We start from the raw sequence: 18,428 nt of genomic DNA on the forward strand, positions 1-18,428 counted from the left end.
GGAGCGCATTCGATGAAAGCGTCGAAGTGGTTTGCCGACCGGCAGCTCAACTTCCTGGTGGGCGTGAACCTGCTCGTCGTGATCGTGGCGACGTGGCTTTCGGGCGGCCAGTTCCTCGATATCGACAACCTGCAGTCGATGGGCGGCCAGCTGCCCGAACTGGGTCTCCTCGCCCTCGGCATCATGCTCTCGATGGTGTCGGGCAACGGCGGCATCGACCTGTCGGGCGTCGGGCTCGCGAACCTCTCCGGCATGGTGGCGGCGATGCTGCTGCCGAAGCTCGTCGGCGCCGACGATTCGCCCGCGCTCTATACCGCCGTGTTCATCTGCATCGTCGTGGCGATCGGATTGCTCGGCGGCATGCTGAACGGCGTCGTGATCGCAAGGCTCAGGCTCACGCCGATTCTCTGCACGCTCGGCACGCAGTTGCTCTTCACCGGCATCGCGGTGGTGCTGAGCAACGGCGCGTCGGTGCGCGTGGAATACGTCGATCCGCTGTCGAACATCGGCAATGGCACGTTCCTGCAGGTGCCGATCTCGCTCTGGATCTTCATCGCCGCCGTGCTCGTGCTCGGGTGGCTCCTCAGGCGCACGCCGTTCGGCCTGTGGCTCTACCTGATGGGCACCAACCCGAAGGCCGCGTTCTACGCGGGCATTCCGCGCGCGCGCATGCTGATTCTCACGTACGGCATGTGCGGCGTGCTCGCGTCGCTCGCGGGGCTCATCAGCGCGACGCACACGTCGAGCGCGAAGTGGGACTACGGGAATTCGTATCTGCTGATCGCGATCCTGATTGCCGTGATGGGCGGTGTGAATCCGGCGGGCGGCTATGGACGCATCGTCTGCGTGTTCCTCGCCGCGACCGTGCTGCAGTTCCTGTCGAGCCTGTTCAATCTGCTCGGCGTATCGCAGTTTTTCGGCGACTGCGCGTGGGGCTTCCTGCTGCTCGCGTCGCTTGCATTCGCCGGCGGAGAGCGCGTGCGCGCGATCTTCGGCATCGGTGGCACGGCCCCCACGCCGAAAGTGCCGCCGCCGCCCGCCTCCACCGGACGCTAGCTGTTGCTTGTCATGTGCAGGACATTCGAATCATTCGAATCCTATTCGAACCATAAAGGAGACATCGCATGAAACTGACCCGACTCGGAACCGCGCTTACAGCGGTCGCGCTGGCCGCTGGCGCAATCGCCGTCGCACAGGCCGCGACCAATGAAACGATCGTCACGGTGGTGAAGGTTACCGGCATCAACTGGTTCAACCGCATGGACGAGGGCGTGAAGGAATTCGGCAAGGAAACGCCGGGCGTGACCGTGTATCAGACCGGCCCGGGCCGCGCCGACGCCGCGCAGCAACTGAAGATCATCGAAGACCTGATCGCGAAGAAGGTCACGGCGATCGCGGTCGTGCCCTACGATCCGCCGACGCTCGAACCCGCGCTCAGGAAGGCGATGGACCGCGGCATCAAGGTCGTCACGCATGAAGCCGACAACGCGAAGAACACGATGGTCGACATCGAGGCGTTCGACAACACCGCCTACGGCGCTGGCCTGAACGAGCGCCTCGCGAAGTGCATGGGCTCGCAGGGCAAGTGGGCGGTGCTGGTCGGCTCGCTTGGCAGCCGCTCGCAGGTGCAGTGGGCGGACGGCGGCATCGGCAACGCGAAGCAGAAGTATCCGAAGATGGATCTCGTCGAGCCGAAGCTCGAAACGAACAACGACGGCGAACGCGCCTATCAGGTCGCGAAGGAAGTGCTGCGCAAGCACCCGGACCTGACGGGCTTTCAGGGCTCGTCGTCGCTCGACGTGATCGGCATCGGCCGCGCGGTGGAAGAGGCAGGCAAGGTCGGCAAGATCTGCGTGTATGGCACCGGCCTGCCGACCGAAGCGGGCAAGTTCCTCGAAAGCGGCGCGATCAACGGCATCGCGTTCTGGGACCCGAAGCTCGCCGGCCTCGCGATGAACAAGGTGGCGAAGATGCTCATCGACGGCAAGACCGTGACGGACGGCGCCGACCTCGGCGTGCCGGGCTACACGAAGGTCACGGTCAGCAAGGGACCGGGCAAGGGCGTCATCGTGCGCGGCACCGGCTGGGTCGATGTCGACAAGACGAACTACAAGCAGTATCCGTTCTGATGCGCATGCGGCGCGCTCCGTTCGCATGAACCGGGGCGCGCCCGTTACCCGTCGTACCCGTTGCAAGCGAAGGACATGATGAATCCAGGACCGCTTCTCGAAGTTGTCGATATCCACAAGCGCTTCACTGGCGTGTACGCGCTGCGCGGCGTGAGCCTCGCGTTCGAGCGCGGACAGATCTATCACCTGCTGGGCGAAAACGGCTGCGGCAAGAGCACGCTCATCAAGATCATCTCGGGCGCGCAGCCGCCCGATGAAGGCGAACTCGTGATCGAGGGCGCGCGGCATGCGCGGCTCTCGCCGCTCGAAGCGCTTGCCGCGGGCATCGAGACCGTCTATCAGGACCTGTCCCTGCTGCCGAACATGAGCGTGGCCGAGAACGTCGCGCTGACGGCCGAACTCGCCGCGCACGCGGGCCGGCTCGCGCGCACCTTCGACCGCCGCGCGATGGCTCGAACCGCGGCGCGCGCGCTCGAAGCAGTGGGCCTGCCAGGCGACGCCGACTTCCAGTCGACGCTCGTCGAGCAGTTGCCGCTCGCGACGCGGCAGCTCGTTGCGATTGCGCGCGCGATCGCGAGCGAGGCGAAGTTCGTGATCATGGACGAACCGACGACCTCGCTCACGCAGAAGGAAGTGGACAACCTGATCGCGGTGCTCGCGAAGCTGCGCGCCGAGGGCGTCGCGGTGCTGTTCGTCAGCCACAAGCTCGACGAGTGCTATGCGATCGGCGGCGAGGTGATCGTGCTGCGCGACGGGCAGAAGATGACGCAGGGGCCGATCGAGAACTATACGAAGGCGCAGATCAGCGAGCTGATGACGGGCAAGCATCTTTCCACCGAGCGCTATCGCGAGGCGGGCGACGCGCACGCGCCGGAGGTCGTGCTCGACGTGAAGTCGCTCGGCCGCAAGGGGCAGTTCGCCGACGTGTCGTTTTCGCTTCATCGCGGCGAAATTCTTGGCGTGACGGGCCTGCTCGACTCGGGGCGCAACGAGCTCGCGCGGGCGCTCGCGGGCGTGGCGCCGGCCGATCACGGCACCGTGACGCTCGACGGCGCGCGTGTGCGCCTGCATTCTCCCGCCGATGCGAAGCTGCAACGCATCGGCTATGTGCCGGAAGACCGCCTGAACGAGGGGCTTTTCCTCGACAAGCCGATTCGCGACAACGTCATCACCGCGATGATTTCGAGCTTGCGGGACCGCTTCGGCCAGATCGACCGCAAGCGCGCGCACGAACTCGCGGAACGCACCGTGAAGGACCTGCAGATCGCGACACCCGACGTCGACAAGCCGGTGCAGTCGCTCTCGGGCGGCAACCAGCAGCGCGTGCTGATCGGCCGCTGGCTCGCGATCGATCCGCGCGTGCTGATCCTGCACGGTCCGACGGTCGGCGTTGACGTCGGTTCGAAGGACATCATCTACCGCATCATGCAGCGGCTTTCGCAGCAGGGCATCGGCATCATCCTGATCAGCGACGACCTGCCCGAACTGCTGCAGAACTGCGACCGAATCCTGATGATGAAGAAAGGCCGCGTCTCGGACGAATATCGCGCCGATCAGATGGCCGAAGCCGATCTTTATCACGCTCTACTTTCAGAGGCAGCATGAGCGAGTCCATTCATCGCGTCTCACGCGAGGCGATGCCGCAACCCGTGAAGACGCCCACGCCGCGCGTGCGGCAAGCGAGCTGGTATGCGCGGCTGATGCGCAATCCGGAGTGGTTCACGCTGGCGCTCATCGTGGTCACGTGTCTGGTGGTCGGGTCGCTGAACCCGCGTTTCTTCCAGTTCGCCACGCTCTTCGACCTGCTGCATTCGGGCACGACGGTGTCGCTTTTCGCGCTCGGCACGCTCGTCGTGCTGGCCTCGGGCGGCATCGACGTGTCGTTCACCGCGATCGCCGCGCTCACGATGTATTCGATCACCAAGGCCGTGTTCGCCTGGTGGCCGGATGCGCCGTTCGCGCTGATCCTGATCGCGGGGGCGGTGGGTGGCGTACTGCTCGGCATGATCAACGGTGTGCTCGTGCACCGGCTGAAGGCGCCCTCGCTGATCGTGACCATCGGCACGCAGTATCTGTATCGCGGCTTGCTGCTGACGTTCGTCGGCACGCAGTTCTTCATGAACATTCCGCACAGCATGGACACCTTCGGGCGTCTGCCGCTCTTTTTCTACCACACGGCGGACGGGTTGCGCGCGGTGCTGCCGGTGTCGGTGCTCGCGCTCGTGATCGCGGCGGTGGTGACGTGGTGGCTGCTCAACCGCACGATGATGGGGCGCGGCGTCTACGCGATGGGCGGCAGCCTGCCGATCGCCGAGCGGCTCGGCTACAACCTGCGCGCGATTCATCTGTTCGTGTTCGGCTACACGGGGATGCTTGCGGGCGTGGCGGGGATTCTGCATGTGTCGACGAACCGGCTCGCGAATCCGTTCGATCTCGTCGGGACGGAACTCGACGTGATCGCCGCGGTGATTCTCGGCGGTGCGCGCATTACGGGCGGTACGGGGACCGTGGTCGGGACGCTGCTGGGTGTGGTGCTCGTGACGCTCATCAACAGCGTGCTGATTCTGGTCGGCGTGCCGAGTACGTGGCAGAAGGTGATTATCGGGGCGTTTATTCTGATCGCCGGGACGTTGTTTGCGTTGGGGAGGAGGGGGTAGGTTTTCTCTTCGAGCGTCCGGGCCGGTTCCGGCTCCGGGCGCTGTCAACCTGAATCTTCAGGCGTGCCGCCCGCCCGTCACTCCCCCCGCCTTCCCACCTGCCCCTTCTCGGTAATGACGGAGTCGAAGTCGTCGACTTGCGAGAACCGCATCGCCTTCACCTTGCCGAACTTGCTCGAATCGACGACGAGATAGCGCTCCACCGCGCTCGCCATCGCCGCCTGCTTGATCGCCACTTCGTGGAAGTTCCAGCAGGTCACGCCGCGCGCCTCGTCCACGCCGCCCGCCGACACGAACGCCTTGTTGATCCCCATGCGCCGCAGCGTCTCGACGCTCTCGTCGCTCGCGAACGAATCCGACGACGGCACATACATCCCGCCGAGCAGGATCATCCGCACGTTCGGCTTGCGCCGCAGGATCTCCGCCACATTGAGCGAGTAGCAGACCACCGTGAGGTGCATGTCGGCCGGAATCTGGCGCGCGAGCGTCGTGAGCGTCGTGCCGCAGTCGATGAAGACCGTCTCGCTGTCGACGAGCAACCGCGCCGCCGCGCCGGACGCCTCCGCCTTCGCCTGCGCGAAGTGGTCCTTTTCCTCGTCGATGGTGTAGGTGGAGGCGTTGGGCACGTCGGCCGCGCTCACGATATAGCCGCCAAGGTAGGTGAACTGCCCCGGGCTCGCGGCGATGTCGCGGCGCACGGTCATTTCCGACACGCCGAGCAGCGCCGCCGCATCGCGCAGACGCATCACGCTCTGGTTTTCGAGCGCACCGGCAAGAAGGCGCAGACGGTCGTTTTTGGCCATGGAGGGGGGCCTGCGAGTCGGGCTGGAGTGCGCCGCACGCAGTGTTAGATTCTGGTCGGATGATGAGAGAATTATAACAATGCAAGCCGGAAAGTCGCCGTAAACGGCGCCGCTACGGGGTAAATCCCGAGGTCTGCGATGCTGGACCCGGCATGTGGCTTTTTTGAGACAGGTTGCAATGCAGCATAAAAAGCGTATTATCAGGGTTATCCCTTAGCTACTTACCCGGATATCCCGCCATGAAAACCACCGCTCAAACTTCGCTGACCGTCTCGTTTGGTTCCTGGCTGCGCAAGGCAAAGGCAACGCTTGCCCGCGAATGGAACCGTGCAATCCAGCTGCATCTGCAAAACTGCGAAATCCTGGTCGAATCGTATCGCCGGAAGTAAGCGGCAAGTGCGCCCGGCCGCCGCGCGGCTCGCACACAGGCAAAACGCCCCCGGAAACCTGCGTTTCCGGGGGCGTTGCTGTCTGTAGCGAAGCAAAGCGGCCAGCGCGCGTCTAGATTGCCCAGCCGCCGAGATAGAACACCGCGAGCACCAGCGCGATCGCGACCGTCCCGACATTCAGCTTGCGATATTCGCCCGCCACGATGCGCCCGATGACGAGCGTGCAGAAGCCGAGCATGATGCCCGTCACGATGTTCGCGGAGAGCACGATGAACACCGCGCACACGAGCCCGGACATCGCGTCGACCGTGTCGTCCATGTGCAGCTTGCTGACGTTGCCGAGCATCAGGAGGCCGACGTACATCAGCGCGGGCGCCGTCGCGTAGGAGGGCACGAGCCCGGCGAGCGGCGAGAGGAACATGACCGCGAGGAAGAGGGCGCCGACCACCGCTGCCGCCAGCCCCGTCTTCGCACCCGCCGCCACGCCCACCGACGACTCGATGTAAGCCGCCGCCGGCGCGCCGCCGAAGCACGCGGAGAAGATCGAGCTCACCGAGTCCGCCGTCAGCGCGCGGCCGCCGTTCACGATGCGGCCGTTGCGGTCGATCTGGCCCGCCTGGCCGGCGACCGCGCGAATCGTGCCGGTGGCGTCGAAGACGGCCGTCATGACGAGCGCGAGGACGCTCGGCAGGACCGCCATCGAGAGCGCGCCCTTCACGTCCATCGCGCCGATCAGCGACGCGTGGCCCGGTGTCGCGAGCGACGGCAGCGCGAAAATGCCGTGAAAGCGCACGGACGGATCGAAGATCAGCCCGATCACGGAGAGCGCGACCACCACCAGCAGGATGCCGCCCGGCACGCGGCGGCGCTCCAGGCCGAAGATCGCGGCGAGCCCGAGAATCGACATCAGCACGGGGAACGCGGTGATGTGCCCGAGCGAGACAGGCATGCCGGCGCCCGGGTTCTTCATGATCAGGCCGACTTCATTCGACGCGATGAGCAGCAGGAAGAGCCCGATGCCGATGCCCGTGCCATGCGCGACGCCGGTGGGCAGGTTGCGAAGGATCCAGGAGCGCACGCCGGTGACGGAGATCGCGGTGAATACCACGCCCATCAGGAATACGGCGCCGAGCGCGACGGCGGGCGAGAGGCCCTTGCCGAGCACGAGGCCGAATGCGGTGAACGCGGTGAGCGAGATCGCGCAGCCGATCGCGATCGGCAGGCGCGCCCACAGACCCATCAGCAGCGATCCGAACGCGGTCGTGAGGCACACGGCGACGAACACGGCGCTCGTGTCGAAGCCCGCCTTGCCGAGCATCCCGGGCACGACGAACACCGAATAGACCATCGCGAGAAACGTCGTCACGCCGGCGACGACTTCGCGCCGCTGCGTGCTGCCACGCGCGGAAATGCCGAAATAGCGGTCGACGGCACCGCCGCCGCGCGCAATCTCGCTTCCTTCCTCGCGATCGATGTTGGTGATGTCGCCAAGCGGCCGGGCGGGGGATTCCATCATGAGCTGCTCCTTTATCAGCGCGCTGAAACGGCTGGTTTCCGCACGCATGTTCGCCTCGCGCGGGGCCGTCGTCAGGGTCGTCTCGTCTGTGTAGTTTTGGGTGGAACCGCAGTCAGCGGCGGGGCTGGACTCGGTCAGGACAAAGACTAGGTGAACAGAACGCAGCATCCAATCTCGCAGAAAAGATGCCGGTCATGCCGCCATCCTTATAGTCCGGCGAAAGCTGAGGGCGCGGTCGGCGGAGCCGATGCAAAAAGGCCAGGTCGGGAGACCTGGCCTCGTTCCTGCCGGCTCGATGCGTCGGGGTTTACGCTCTCCCGTTCACTGGATCACGCGTGCGACGCCGCGTCCGCGCGGGTCCGACATCGGCTCGGGCGTCGTGCCGTTGATGCGAATCGCCTGGATGTCGCCGTTCATGCCCTGCATCGAGAACTTGTAGCCCTTCGCCTCCAGTTCCTTCACGACTTCCGGGTCGAGCGCGTGGTACGGCTCCTGGATGATCGTGTTCTCGGGCAGGAGCTGATGGTGAAAGCGCGTGGCGCCGACGGCCTCGGGCAGCGGCATCGAGAAGTCGTAGACATTGGTGACGACCTGGAAGATCGACGTGAAGATGCGCGAGCCGCCGGGCGTGCCGATCACCATCGCGACCTTGTCGTCCTTCGTGAGGATGGTCGGCGTCATCGACGAGAGCGGGCGCTTTCTCGGCGCGATGGCGTTCGCGTCGCTGCCGACCACGCCGAACTTGTTCGCGACGCCCGGCTTGGACGCGAAGTCGTCCATCTCGTCATTGAGCACGATGCCCGTGCCCTCGGCTACGACGCCCGAGCCGAAGTAGCCGTTGATCGTGTACGTGTTCGACACGGCGTTGCCCCATTTGTCGACGACCGAGAAATGCGTCGTCTCGGCCTTCTCGGGCATGGATGTGCCGAGGCCGGGCATCACGCTCTTCGTGTCGGACGGCGCATCCGGGTTCACTTCCTGCGCGCGCTTGAGGATGTAGTCGTCGTTCAGCAGTTGCGCGACGGGCACCTTGTAGAAGTCCGGGTCGCCGAGGTACTGGGCGCGGTCCGCGAACACGCGCTTCTCGATTTCCGCGACGAGATGCACGTACTGCGCCGAGTTGAGCGGCACGTTGTCGAACTTGTCCTTCAGGTCGGCCTTCATCTTGAGCATCTGCACGAGGCCGATGCCGCCCGAGCTCGGCGGCGGCGCCGTGATGATGCGGTAGCCGTTCCAGCTCGCGAGCACCGGCTGGCGCCACACGGCCTTGTATTCCTTCAGGTCGCGCTCGGTGATGAGGCCGTGGCCGCGCATCGAGGTCGCGATCATCTCGGCCGTCTCGCCTTCGTAGAAGCCTTTCGCACCCTTGTCCGCGATGCGCTGGAGCGTCGCGGCGAGGTCCGGCTGCTTGAACGTCGCGCCCTGTTTCAGCCCGCTGAAATAGAGGTCGAAATTGGTCTTGCCCGCGAAATCCTTCGAGGCGTTGTCGCGCCGCTCCTGCAACTGGTCGCTGACTTCGAAGCCATCCTGCGCGTACTTGATCGCGGGGGCGAGCACCTGCTTCCACTTCAGCTTGCCGAAGCGCTTCTGCGCTTCCCACATGCCGGCGACGGTGCCGGGCACGCCTACCGCGCGGTGCCCGTAGAGGCTCATGCCCTTGATGACTTCGCCCTTGTCGTCGAGGTACATGTTCCTCGTTGCGGCGATCGGGGCGCGCTCGCGGTAATCGAGGAAATAGGGGCGGTGGTCCACGTAGAGCGTCATGAAACCTCCGCCGCCGAGGTTGCCCGCTTCCGGATACGTCACGGCAAGCGTGAAGGCAATCGCGACGGCCGCGTCGACGGCGTTGCCGCCCTGCCTGAAGATCTGCTCGGCGGTCACTGCCGCGTACTTGTCGGCGACCGCGACGGCCGATGCGGTCAGTACCGGCTGCTCCGCGTCGGCGGTTCTGGCGTACGCGGGCGTCGTCTCGACGAATCCGGCCGATACGGTGAGCGCGGCGGCCGCGAAGGCCCCGAGCGCGACCGCGCGCAAGCGGTGTTCCAGATTCAACGGCATCTCCTGCTTTCTCCTGGCTACGGTGAAGTATGGGCTTATACCACGAGCCGCTTTTATTGAGAAAGCCGGTGACGCGCCGCGCGCCGTGTCGAAAGCCCGGCGCGCGAGCCGCGGGAGCCTGCGGTTACGGCATCAGCTGGCCGCCGTTCACATCGATGATCTGGCCCGTCACGTAGCGCGACATCGTCTCCGATGCGAGATACAGGAACGCGCCGTTGCAGTCCTCGGGCTCGCCGATGTAGCCCATCGGAATCGACTTGCGGAACGCCTCGAGCTGATCGGGCGTCGTGAAGCGGTCCTGGAACGGCGTCTGGATCACGCCCGGCGCGACCCCGTTCACGCGGATCTTGTCGGCCATGAGTTCCTTCGCCATGCCTTTCGTGATCGTGCTGACGAAGCCCTTCGCCGCGCCGTACAGCAGCGCGCCGGGGCCGCCGCCGTGGCGTGCCGCGACCGAGGTCACGTTGATGATCGAGCCGCCGCCGTTCGCGCGCAGCGCGGGAAGCGCCGCCCGCGTGAATGCGACGACCGAGCGCGCGTTGATGTGCAGGACTTCGTCGAACAGTTCGTCGGTGACGCTTTCGAGCGGCTGACGCTTCACGAGGCTGCCTGCGTTGTTGATGAGCACGTCGATCTTGCCGAATTCGTCGACGACCTTCGCGACCGCCGCGTCGATCGCCTTCGTGTCGCGCACGTCGGCGCCGACGGTGATCGCGTTCACGCCGAGCGCGCGCACGTCCTGCGCGACGGCCTCGGCGGCTTCCTTCGACTGGTTATAGTGGATCGCGACGTTCGCGCCGTAGCTGCCGAACGCGCGCGCGGCCGCCGCGCCGATGCCGGTGCTCGCGCCCGTGATCAGAACCGATTTGCCTTTCAGGTCGTGCATGTGTGCTCCGTATCAGGAAAAAAAGGCCCGCCCGCTTGGGGCGCGTGGTGCGCGAAGCGAGGCGAGCGTTGGGACAAATGTTGCCTGTGCGTATCTTTGAGCGGATGGCCGCGCCGCGGTTCGGGGCGGGGCGTTTCCATTTCGCGAAGCCCCTTGCCGCGCTCGTCTTCGCGGTTCGACAGTATGCCCGAGCGGCGTGTGCGGCGTGAGGCGCCCATCAGGGGGCGACGCGTCCCAGGGGCGCCGGGAAGGCAGCGAACGAAGGGGCGCGGAGGCAAAAAGCGCGCGAAGGCAAAAGCGCTATCCTTGTCGGGGTGTAAGGAATCCACGATGCGATGCCGCGTCCGGCATCGAACCCAGGAGGCAGTCATGAATGCGCAAGCGGTTCCGATTCCCGAAGGCCATCACGGCGTGACACCGTATCTCACGGTGGCGGGCGCCGTCTCCGCGATCGATTTCTACACGAAGGTGTTTGGCGCGACCGAAGTGTTCCGCTTCGAATCGCCGGGCGGGCGCATCGGCCATGCGGAGCTGTCGATCGGCGGCACCGTCGTGTACCTGTCGGACGAGTTTCCGGACATGGACGTGCGCGGCCCGCTGACGGTAGGCGGCACGCCCGTGATGCTGCACCTGTACGTGGAGGACGTCGATGCGGTCGCGCAGCGCGCCGTCGACGAAGGCGCGACGCTGATCCGCCCCGTCGCCGATCAGTTCTACGGCGACCGCGGCGGCAAGCTGCGCGATCCGTTCGGACACGTGTGGTGGATCGCGACGCACATCGAGGACGTGCCGCCCGGGGAACTGCGCGCACGCGCCGAGCAGCAGTTCGGCGGCGAGCAGGGCTGAAGCAGGTTTTCTTGCTGGCGCGGGTGGAGCGCTACTCGTCGAACGAGTAGTGCGCGGCCACGCGCAGCACCGACTCCCTGAACGATGCCACCAGGTCCGAGCGTATGCCGCTGCTCGGGTACGAGAGCACGTATTCGTAGTCGATCGCGGTCTCGAACGGGCGCACGACCACGCCGTGCGCCCGCCACACCTTGGCCGCGAACGGCTCCACGATCGATACGCCCAGCCCGCCCGCCACCATCGCGTAGCGCGTGTGCGCGGTGTCGGTGAGGACCGTGTAGTTCGGTCGCTCCTCGGTGGCCGAGATGGTCGACTGCTCGGCCTCGTACAGCTGCCGCGAGTTCGGCAGCCAGCCGATGATCCGCTCGCCGCGCAGGTCCTGCGCGCGCACCACCTTCTTTTTCGCGAGCTTGTGGGTGGCCGGCATCGCGCAGAGGGCGCGCGTTTTCAGGAGCGTCTCGACCTCGATCCCCGCGACCGCCGGAAACGCCTGGCTGATCGCGACGTCCGCCTTGTGGTTCTGCAGGTTCACGAGCACTTCGGGCACCTTCACCGAATCCACGCGGATCGGCACGCCCGGATGGCGGCCGACGAAATCCGCGAGGATCGGCGGCAGCAGGGTGGTGGCGAGCACCGGCATGCACGCGACGGTGAGCGCTTCGGAGGCTTCGTCGCGGATCATGTCGGCGACCTGCTTCAGCCGCTCGAGCCCGAGAAAATTCTCCTCGACCGACTTGTAGAAGCGCAGGCCAGCCGTGGTCGGATTGAGACGGCCGCCGATTCTACTGAACAGGCTAAAACCGAGATCGGCCTCTAAATCGGCGATCAGCCGGCTGATCGCCGGCTGAGTGACATGCATTTTTCGCGCGGCACCGACACTGGTGCCGGTCATTATCAGGCTTCGGAAAGCTTCGATCTGGCGGAAACGGATCATCGTTCAAGGCGGCCCTACGTGAACAGCAAGGAAACGGATGTTATATGAAACAAACGTTTGCCGCCCGGGCTTCCCCGCGTTCCTGCCGATAAAGCGAGGGTTCCGGCACCCCTGCGTCAGCCTATGCATAAAACGTATTACCTATAAGCACATGTGAGTGGATTCCGCCTTATTGTTGCGAAATACTCGCCGCCAGCCTGAATTGGTGTTGTAAGTGAATCAACCGATTTCGTAAGGAAAACGGACGGCGGCGATGGTTCAGTCAGAAAGCTGAATGTTAGTTTCACTAAGATTATTCGCATGTCCGTTTAGCTGGATCGAGATAAACGCGCCGCTGATCAGAATCTTCTCTGAACCGGCCTGCATGACCAAACGAAACAATAAGAGAGGACCCCATGACGCTCTTCGCATTATCTGAATCCGGCCGTGCCCTCAGTGGCTCGCATGCCGCGCCGTCGAGCGGTGCGGCAAAACGCGCCGCCGCGGCGGCGCTCGTCGCGCTCTCGGGTGCAATGGCCGTCTGCGCGCACGCGGCGAACGTGCCCGGCGGCGTGCAGCTCGCGTCAAAGCAGGAACTCGTGCGCAACAACGCGTCGGAAGTCGAGACGCTCGACCCGACGCTCGCGGAAACCGTCCCGGCGAACAACGTCACGCGCGATCTCTTCGAGGGCCTGACCGCGACCGACGCCGACGGCAACGTGCTGCCGGGCGTCGCGCAGACGTGGGAGCAGAAGGACCCGACCACGTGGATCTTCCATCTGCGCAAGAACGCCCGGTGGTCCAATGGCGGGGCCGTCACCGCAAACGATTTCGTCTACGGCTGCCAGCGGCTCGTGGACCCGAAAACGGCCTCGCCGTATGCGAGCACGTACGGCGCGTTCCTGCAGAACGGCCCGGAGATCGTCGCCGGCAAGAAGCCGGTGAGCGAGCTCGGCGTGCGCGCAATCGATGCGCTCACGCTCGAAGTGAAGACGCCGTATCCGGTGCTGTTCCTGCCGGAGCTGATGTCGAACACGAACCTCGGGCCGGTGAACAAGGCCGCGGTCGACAAGTACGGCCGCGACTGGACGAAGCCGGGCAAGCTCGTCAGCAACGGCGCGTTTCAGTTGTCCGACTGGCAGGTCAACAGCAAGCTCGTGCTCACGAAAAATCCCCAATACTGGGACGTCGCCCATGTGCAACTGAGCCAGGTGACGTATCTGCCCGTCGAGGATGAAAATACCGACATCAAGCTTTTCCAGTCGGGCGAGAACGACTGGGTGAACCAGTTGCCGTCGGGCACGTACCAGAAGTACAAGCAGCAGTTCCCCGCCGAGATCCGCAACGCGCCGATGCTCGGGCTGCGCTACTACTCGTTCAACAACAAGGACCCGCTGCTGAAGGACGTGCGCGTGCGAAAGGCGCTTTCAATGGTCATCGATCGCGACATCCTCGCCCAGCGCGTGACCGCCGACGGGCAACTTGCCGCTTACGGCGTGATTCCGAAGGGCGTGAAGGGCGCCGACGTGACGGCCTACGACTGGGCCGCGTGGCCCATGGCAAAGCGCGTCGAGGAGGCGAAGAAGCTTCTGGCCGAAGCCGGCGTGAAGCCCGGCACGAAGATTCGCTTCGCGATGAACACCAGCGAATATCACAAGAAGATGGCGATTTTCGCGGCATCGGAATGGAAGACGAAGCTTGGTCTCGATACCGAGATCGAGTCGATGGAATTCAAGGTGCTCGTGAAGAAGCGTCATGACGGCGACTACCAGATCGCCCGCAACGGCTGGGTGGCGGACTACAACGACGCGACCACGTTTCTCACGCTCGTGCAGTGCAATTCGGAACAGAACGACAATGGCAACTGCAATCCGAAAGCCGACGCGCTGATCCGCGAGGCCAACGAGACCACCGACCAGGCGAAGCGCACCCGATTGCAGACGCAGGCGGCGAAGCTCGTGATGGACGACTATCCGCTGCTGCCGCTCCTGCAGTACACGCTGGTGCGGCTGGTCAAGAGCTATGTCGGCGGGTACTCGCTGAAGAACCCGATGGACCGGTACCGCAGCAAGGACCTCTACATCGTCAAGCACTGAGGCAGCCACGACGGCGCCGCGCCCGTGCGCGCGCCGTTCGCGAGGAGGAAAACACATGTGGTCCTATACCCTGAGGCGCGTGCTGCTGACGCTGCCCACGCTGCTCATCGTCGTCACGGTCTGCTATCTGCTGCTGCACGCCACACCCGGCGGCCCGTTCGACGGCGAGCGCAAGGTCTCCGCCGAAGTGCTCGCCAACCTGCAGGCGAAGTACCACCTCGGCGAGCCGCTGTGGAAGCAGTACCTGCTGTATCTCGGGAGCCTGCTGCACGGCGATCTCGGCGCGTCGTTCCGTTACGCCGACTGGAGCGTGAACGAGCTCGTGCTGCGCGCGCTGCCGGTGTCGCTCACGATCGGCGGCGTCTCGATGCTGCTTGCACTCGTGATCGGCTTGACGCTCGGCGTGCTCGCCGCGCTCTACCGCAACAGTCCCGCGGACTACCTGTTGATGCTCGTCGGCAACGCAGGCAGCGCGTTCCCGTCGTTCGTGATCGGGCCGGTGCTGATCCTCGTGTTCGCGATTCAGCTGAGGTGGCTGCCCGCGGGCGGCTGGAACGGCTTCGGGGTCCGCTACATGGTCCTGCCCGTCATTCTGCTCGTCACGATCAACGTGGCGACGATCGGCCGCGTGACGCGCGCGAGCCTGATCGAGACGATGAACACGAACTACATCCGCACCGCGTACGCGAAGGGCCTGTCGCGCCGGACCATCGTGTTTCGCCACGCACTGCGCCCGACGCTGATCCCGGTCGTCTCGGTGATCGGTCCGCTCGCGATTTCGTCGATCACGGCGGCGGTCGTCACCGAATCGGTGTTCTCGCTGCCGGGCATCGGCAAGCTGATCGTGAACGGCGCGGCGAACCGCGACTACACGCTCGTGCTCGGCCTCGTCGTGCTGGTGACCGTGGTGGCCGTGCTGCTCAACCTGCTCGTCGATCTCGCGTATGCGTGGCTCGATCCGAAAATCCGCTACTGATGATGAGGCCAGCGATGAAAGCTTCTCTCGCGCCGCTGCTGCAAAAGGCCGCCGACGCGCCGCTCGAAGGCCGCAGCCCCTGGCAGGACGCACGCCTGCGCTTCATGCGCAACAAGGCGGCCGTCGCGAGCCTCCTGATGCTCGCGGTGATCACGCTCGCGTGCATCGCCGGCCCGATGCTGCTGCCGAACCAGTTCGATTCCGCTGACTGGAACGCGATGAGCGCGGGGCCCACGTTCGCCGGCTGGCACCTCTTCGGCACCGATGAAACCGGCCGCGACCTGCTGGTGCGCTGCCTGATCGGCGGGCGCGTGTCGCTCATGATCGGCGCGCTCGCCACGCTCACCTCCGTCACGCTCGGCATCGTGTGGGGCGCGATCGCGGGCTTCGTCGGCGGGCGCGTGGACAACGCGATGATGCGCATCGTCGACATGATGTATGCGATTCCCTACCTGCTGATCGCGATCCTGATGGTGACGCTGCTCGGGCGCGAGTTCTACCTCGTCGTGCTGACCATCACCGTGTTCTCGTGGATGGACATGGCGCGCGTCGTGCGCGGCCAGACGCTTGCGATCCGCTCGAAGGAATACGTCGAGGCCGCACGCGCGATCGGCGTATCGACGGGCGGCATCATCGTGCGCCACGTCGTGCCCAATCTGCTTGGGATCGTCGCGATCTACACGACCGTGACCGTGCCCGGCGTGATCCTGACCGAATCGGTGCTGTCGTTCCTCGGCCTGGGCGTGCAGGAGCCGATGACCAGCTGGGGCGTGCTGATCCAGGACGGTGTCGGCGTGATGGAAACCGCGCCGTGGATCCTGCTGTTTCCGGCGGGGCTCCTGTCGGTGACGCTCTATTGCATCAACTTTGTGGGCGACGGGCTGCGTGACGCGCTCGACCCGAAGGACCGGTGAACGCCATGTCTTTGCTCAAGGTCGACCATCTTGCGGTCGAGTTTCAGACCCCCGATGCCGCCGTGCGCGCGGTGAACGGCGTGAGCTTCGAGCTGGAGGAGGGCAGCACGCTCGGTATCGTCGGCGAGTCGGGCTCGGGCAAGAGCCAGAGCGTGCTCGCGATGCTCGGGCTCCTCGCGCGCAACGGCCGTGCGAGCGGCACGGCGCTGTATCAGGGCGAGAACCTCCTGACGATGCCGCCGAAGGCGCTGAACCGCATCCGCGGCAACCGTCTTTCGATGATCTTCCAGGACCCGATGACCTCGCTCAATCCGTATCTCACGATCGAGCGCCAGATGACCGAAGTGCTGGAACTGCACAAGAACATGACGCGGCGCGCGGCGAAGAAGCGCGCGATCGGCATGCTCGAGGCGGTGCGCATTCCCGAGGCGGCGCATCGCATCGACCAGTATCCGCACGAGCTCTCGGGCGGCATGCGCCAGCGCGTGATGATCGCAATGGCGCTGCTCTGCGAGCCGCAGGTGCTCTTCGCCGACGAGCCGACCACCGCGCTCGACGTCACCGTGCAGGCGCAGATCCTGCAACTGCTGCGCAACCTGCAGCACGACTTCGGCACGGCGATCGTGCTGATCACGCACGATCTGGGCGTTGTCGCGGGCCTGTGCGAAAAGGTGATGGTGATGTACGGCGGACGCGTGATGGAGCATTGCAGCGCGGCCGACCTGTTCGCGCGGCCGTCGCATCCGTACACGATCGGCCTGCTGCGCGCGCTGCCGCGCCTCGATGAGGAGGGCGCCGCGTTGCGCGGCATTCCGGGCAATCCGCCGAACATGGCGCATCCGCCTGCGGGCTGCCCGTTCCAGGAGCGCTGCGTCGATGCGAACGCGCAGTGCGCCGAACGCATGCCCGCGCTCGATCCGCTGAACGGCGATGCGACATGGCTGCGCGCATGCCATCGGCCGGTCGAACAGATGAAGTCGCTGCACGAGGAACCGAGCCATGTCTGAGCAAACCATTCTCTCGGTGCGCGACGTGCAGGTGCACTTCAAGGTGAAGGCGAAGAGCCGCCTGCCGTGGGCGCCGCCGCGCACGCTGAAGGCTGTCGATGGCGTCAGCTTCGATCTGCGCGCCGGCGAAACGCTCGGCGTGGTCGGCGAATCGGGCTGCGGCAAGTCCACGCTGTCGCGCGCGATCCTCAATCTCATCCCTGCGACGCAGGGCGAGATCGTGTGGATGGGCGAAACGCTTTCCACGGCGTCGCCGCGCGCGTGGCACGACGTACGCCGCGACATCCAGATGATCTTCCAGGACCCGCTCGCCTCGCTCGATCCGCGCATGACGGTGGGGCAGATCATCGCGGAGCCGCTGCGGGAGCATCGGCGCGGGATGTCGAAGGAAGAAACGACGCAGCGCGTGCGCGCGATGATGGCGAAGGTCGGCCTGCGCGAGCAGATGATCAACCGCTATGCGCACGAGTTCTCGGGCGGGCAGTGCCAGCGCATCGGCATCGCGCGGGCGCTCGTCGTCGAGCCGAAGCTCGTGGTGTGCGACGAGCCGGTGTCGGCGCTCGATGTCTCGATTCAGGCGCAGATCGTCAATTTGCTGAAGTCGCTGCAAGCCGAGATGGGGCTCGCGCTGATCTTCATCGCGCACGATCTCGCGGTGGTGAAGCACATTTCCGATCGCGTGATGGTGATGTATCTCGGTCACGTGATGGAGCTTGCCGGGAAGCACGCGCTCTACGCCGCGCCGCGCCATCCGTATACGCGCGCGCTCCTCTCGGCGGTGCCGGTGCCCGATCCGGCGGTCGAGCGCGCGAAGGTGGTGCAGATCCTCTCGGGCGACATCCCGAGTCCGATCGATCCGCCGTCGGGCTGCGTGTTCCATACGCGCTGCCCGATCGCGCAGCCGCGTTGCGCCACCGAGGTTCCTTCCTTGCGCGCGGTGTCGGACCATGCCGCCGCGGCCTGTCACTTTGCATGAACCACTTTGCCTGAACCACCTTGCACGAGCCATTTTGAAACCATGACCTGAAAAATCTTCACCCCCGCTGACGCCGCCTCCGGACCCACGCCCCGCTGATATCGGGGCAGGGAGCCGCGTTTTCCCTCGCCGCCACGTTCGACGCTCCGACCCTTCCGGTCGCCGGGCGCGGCCCTTTACGTCCCTTCGATTTGAAACGGCTTTAGGCAGTAACTGAATCATCCAGTGGAGATCGTCCGTGAAAAAACAAAAGCATTCACTC

At 65.2% G+C, this 18,428-nt stretch carries 16 protein-coding genes; 11 read left to right on the top strand and 5 right to left on the bottom strand.

Annotated features, from left to right (window positions below; genetic code table 11):
* Positions 1-12 precede the first annotated feature (12 nt).
* The 4 genes from BG61_RS07225 to BG61_RS07240 all read left to right on the top strand — a co-directional run bounded on the left by BG61_RS07225 (position 13) and on the right by BG61_RS07240 (position 4,786).
* Positions 13-1,056, top strand: a complete 1,044-nt coding sequence (locus BG61_RS07225; RefSeq protein WP_035932330.1) for an ABC transporter permease — start codon at positions 13-15, stop codon at positions 1,054-1,056.
* Between the two features lie 68 nt (positions 1,057-1,124).
* Positions 1,125-2,129 (top strand): autoinducer 2 ABC transporter substrate-binding protein, encoded by a 1,005-nt coding sequence (locus tag BG61_RS07230; protein ID WP_035932319.1) that lies wholly within the window; start codon positions 1,125-1,127, stop codon positions 2,127-2,129.
* A gap of 75 nt (positions 2,130-2,204) precedes the next feature.
* The gene (locus tag BG61_RS07235) at positions 2,205-3,734 is read left to right on the top strand and encodes a sugar ABC transporter ATP-binding protein (RefSeq protein ID WP_035932305.1); all 1,530 of its coding nucleotides are present in this window, start codon (positions 2,205-2,207) and stop codon (positions 3,732-3,734) included.
* A 32-nt stretch (positions 3,735-3,766) separates the two neighbouring features.
* Positions 3,767-4,786, top strand: coding sequence for an ABC transporter permease (locus tag BG61_RS07240; RefSeq protein ID WP_051672359.1), 1,020 nt, complete (start codon positions 3,767-3,769; stop codon positions 4,784-4,786).
* 77 nt (positions 4,787-4,863) lie between these two features.
* Here BG61_RS07240 and BG61_RS07245 read toward each other — a convergent pair whose 3' ends face one another.
* Entirely contained in the window at positions 4,864-5,589 is a 726-nt protein-coding gene (locus BG61_RS07245) for a DeoR family transcriptional regulator (RefSeq protein ID WP_035932290.1), read from the bottom strand.
* Positions 5,590-5,828: 239 nt separating this feature from the next.
* Between BG61_RS07245 and BG61_RS42720 the strand changes: the two genes are divergently transcribed.
* Complete coding sequence (locus tag BG61_RS42720) at positions 5,829-5,978, top strand: hypothetical protein (RefSeq protein WP_158447168.1); 150 nt, start codon at positions 5,829-5,831, stop codon at positions 5,976-5,978.
* A gap of 112 nt (positions 5,979-6,090) precedes the next feature.
* On the opposite strand, the gene BG61_RS07250 is transcribed toward BG61_RS42720, so the two are convergent.
* The 3 genes from BG61_RS07250 to BG61_RS07260 form a co-directional block, all read right to left on the bottom strand.
* Positions 6,091-7,494: an NCS2 family permease gene (locus tag BG61_RS07250; RefSeq protein ID WP_035932285.1), complete on the bottom strand. Its 1,404-nt coding sequence runs from the start codon at positions 7,492-7,494 to the stop codon at positions 6,091-6,093.
* 321 nt (positions 7,495-7,815) lie between these two features.
* Complete coding sequence (ggt, locus tag BG61_RS07255) at positions 7,816-9,552, bottom strand: gamma-glutamyltransferase (protein WP_081868004.1); 1,737 nt, start codon at positions 9,550-9,552, stop codon at positions 7,816-7,818.
* A gap of 124 nt (positions 9,553-9,676) precedes the next feature.
* Entirely contained in the window at positions 9,677-10,438 is a 762-nt protein-coding gene (locus BG61_RS07260) for an SDR family NAD(P)-dependent oxidoreductase (RefSeq protein WP_035932278.1), read from the bottom strand.
* Positions 10,439-10,807: 369 nt separating this feature from the next.
* Here BG61_RS07260 and BG61_RS07265 point away from each other — a divergent pair, with 369 nt between their 5' ends.
* Positions 10,808-11,284: a VOC family protein gene (locus BG61_RS07265; protein ID WP_035932265.1), complete on the top strand. Its 477-nt coding sequence runs from the start codon at positions 10,808-10,810 to the stop codon at positions 11,282-11,284.
* Between the two features lie 31 nt (positions 11,285-11,315).
* Here the strand turns inward: BG61_RS07265 and BG61_RS07270 are convergent, their stop codons facing one another.
* Complete coding sequence (locus tag BG61_RS07270; RefSeq protein ID WP_035932263.1) at positions 11,316-12,218, bottom strand: LysR substrate-binding domain-containing protein; 903 nt, start codon at positions 12,216-12,218, stop codon at positions 11,316-11,318.
* A 512-nt stretch (positions 12,219-12,730) separates the two neighbouring features.
* On the opposite strand from BG61_RS07270, the gene BG61_RS07275 reads away from it, so the two are divergent.
* Genes BG61_RS07275 through oppF form a run of 5 tightly spaced genes read left to right on the top strand, consistent with a single transcriptional unit; the run spans position 12,731 to position 18,166 of the window.
* Positions 12,731-14,293 (top strand): peptide ABC transporter substrate-binding protein, encoded by a 1,563-nt coding sequence (locus BG61_RS07275; RefSeq protein ID WP_035932950.1) that lies wholly within the window; start codon positions 12,731-12,733, stop codon positions 14,291-14,293.
* A 55-nt stretch (positions 14,294-14,348) separates the two neighbouring features.
* Entirely contained in the window at positions 14,349-15,269 is a 921-nt protein-coding gene (locus BG61_RS07280) for an ABC transporter permease subunit (protein ID WP_035932261.1), read from the top strand.
* A 14-nt stretch (positions 15,270-15,283) separates the two neighbouring features.
* A complete protein-coding gene (locus tag BG61_RS07285) occupies positions 15,284-16,183 on the top strand; it encodes an ABC transporter permease subunit (protein ID WP_051672349.1) in 900 nt (299 codons plus the stop codon).
* Between the two features lie 5 nt (positions 16,184-16,188).
* A complete protein-coding gene (locus tag BG61_RS07290) occupies positions 16,189-17,190 on the top strand; it encodes an ABC transporter ATP-binding protein (RefSeq protein WP_035932259.1) in 1,002 nt (333 codons plus the stop codon).
* The gene (gene oppF / locus BG61_RS07295; protein WP_035932257.1) at positions 17,183-18,166 is read left to right on the top strand and encodes a murein tripeptide/oligopeptide ABC transporter ATP binding protein OppF; all 984 of its coding nucleotides are present in this window, start codon (positions 17,183-17,185) and stop codon (positions 18,164-18,166) included. The genes BG61_RS07290 and oppF overlap by 8 nt, the downstream gene beginning before the upstream one ends.
* Positions 18,167-18,428: the final 262 nt, after the last annotated feature.

Source organism: Caballeronia glathei (assembly GCF_000698595.1).
Lineage (GTDB): Bacteria > Pseudomonadota > Gammaproteobacteria > Burkholderiales > Burkholderiaceae > Caballeronia > Caballeronia glathei.

Coding starts and splice junctions, on each gene's coding strand:
- BG61_RS07225 (WP_035932330.1), top strand. CDS start 13: ATGAAAGCGTCGAAGTGGTTTGCCGACCGGCAGCTCAACTTCCTGGTG.
- BG61_RS07230 (WP_035932319.1), top strand. CDS start 1,125: ATGAAACTGACCCGACTCGGAACCGCGCTTACAGCGGTCGCGCTGGCC.
- BG61_RS07235 (WP_035932305.1), top strand. CDS start 2,205: ATGATGAATCCAGGACCGCTTCTCGAAGTTGTCGATATCCACAAGCGC.
- BG61_RS07240 (WP_051672359.1), top strand. CDS start 3,767: ATGCCGCAACCCGTGAAGACGCCCACGCCGCGCGTGCGGCAAGCGAGC.
- BG61_RS07245 (WP_035932290.1), bottom strand. CDS start 5,589: ATGGCCAAAAACGACCGTCTGCGCCTTCTTGCCGGTGCGCTCGAAAAC.
- BG61_RS42720 (WP_158447168.1), top strand. CDS start 5,829: ATGAAAACCACCGCTCAAACTTCGCTGACCGTCTCGTTTGGTTCCTGG.
- BG61_RS07250 (WP_035932285.1), bottom strand. CDS start 7,494: ATGATGGAATCCCCCGCCCGGCCGCTTGGCGACATCACCAACATCGAT.
- ggt (WP_081868004.1), bottom strand. CDS start 9,552: ATGCCGTTGAATCTGGAACACCGCTTGCGCGCGGTCGCGCTCGGGGCC.
- BG61_RS07260 (WP_035932278.1), bottom strand. CDS start 10,438: ATGCACGACCTGAAAGGCAAATCGGTTCTGATCACGGGCGCGAGCACC.
- BG61_RS07265 (WP_035932265.1), top strand. CDS start 10,808: ATGAATGCGCAAGCGGTTCCGATTCCCGAAGGCCATCACGGCGTGACA.
- BG61_RS07270 (WP_035932263.1), bottom strand. CDS start 12,218: ATGATCCGTTTCCGCCAGATCGAAGCTTTCCGAAGCCTGATAATGACC.
- BG61_RS07275 (WP_035932950.1), top strand. CDS start 12,731: ATGGCCGTCTGCGCGCACGCGGCGAACGTGCCCGGCGGCGTGCAGCTC.
- BG61_RS07280 (WP_035932261.1), top strand. CDS start 14,349: ATGTGGTCCTATACCCTGAGGCGCGTGCTGCTGACGCTGCCCACGCTG.
- BG61_RS07285 (WP_051672349.1), top strand. CDS start 15,284: ATGAAAGCTTCTCTCGCGCCGCTGCTGCAAAAGGCCGCCGACGCGCCG.
- BG61_RS07290 (WP_035932259.1), top strand. CDS start 16,189: ATGTCTTTGCTCAAGGTCGACCATCTTGCGGTCGAGTTTCAGACCCCC.
- oppF (WP_035932257.1), top strand. CDS start 17,183: ATGTCTGAGCAAACCATTCTCTCGGTGCGCGACGTGCAGGTGCACTTC.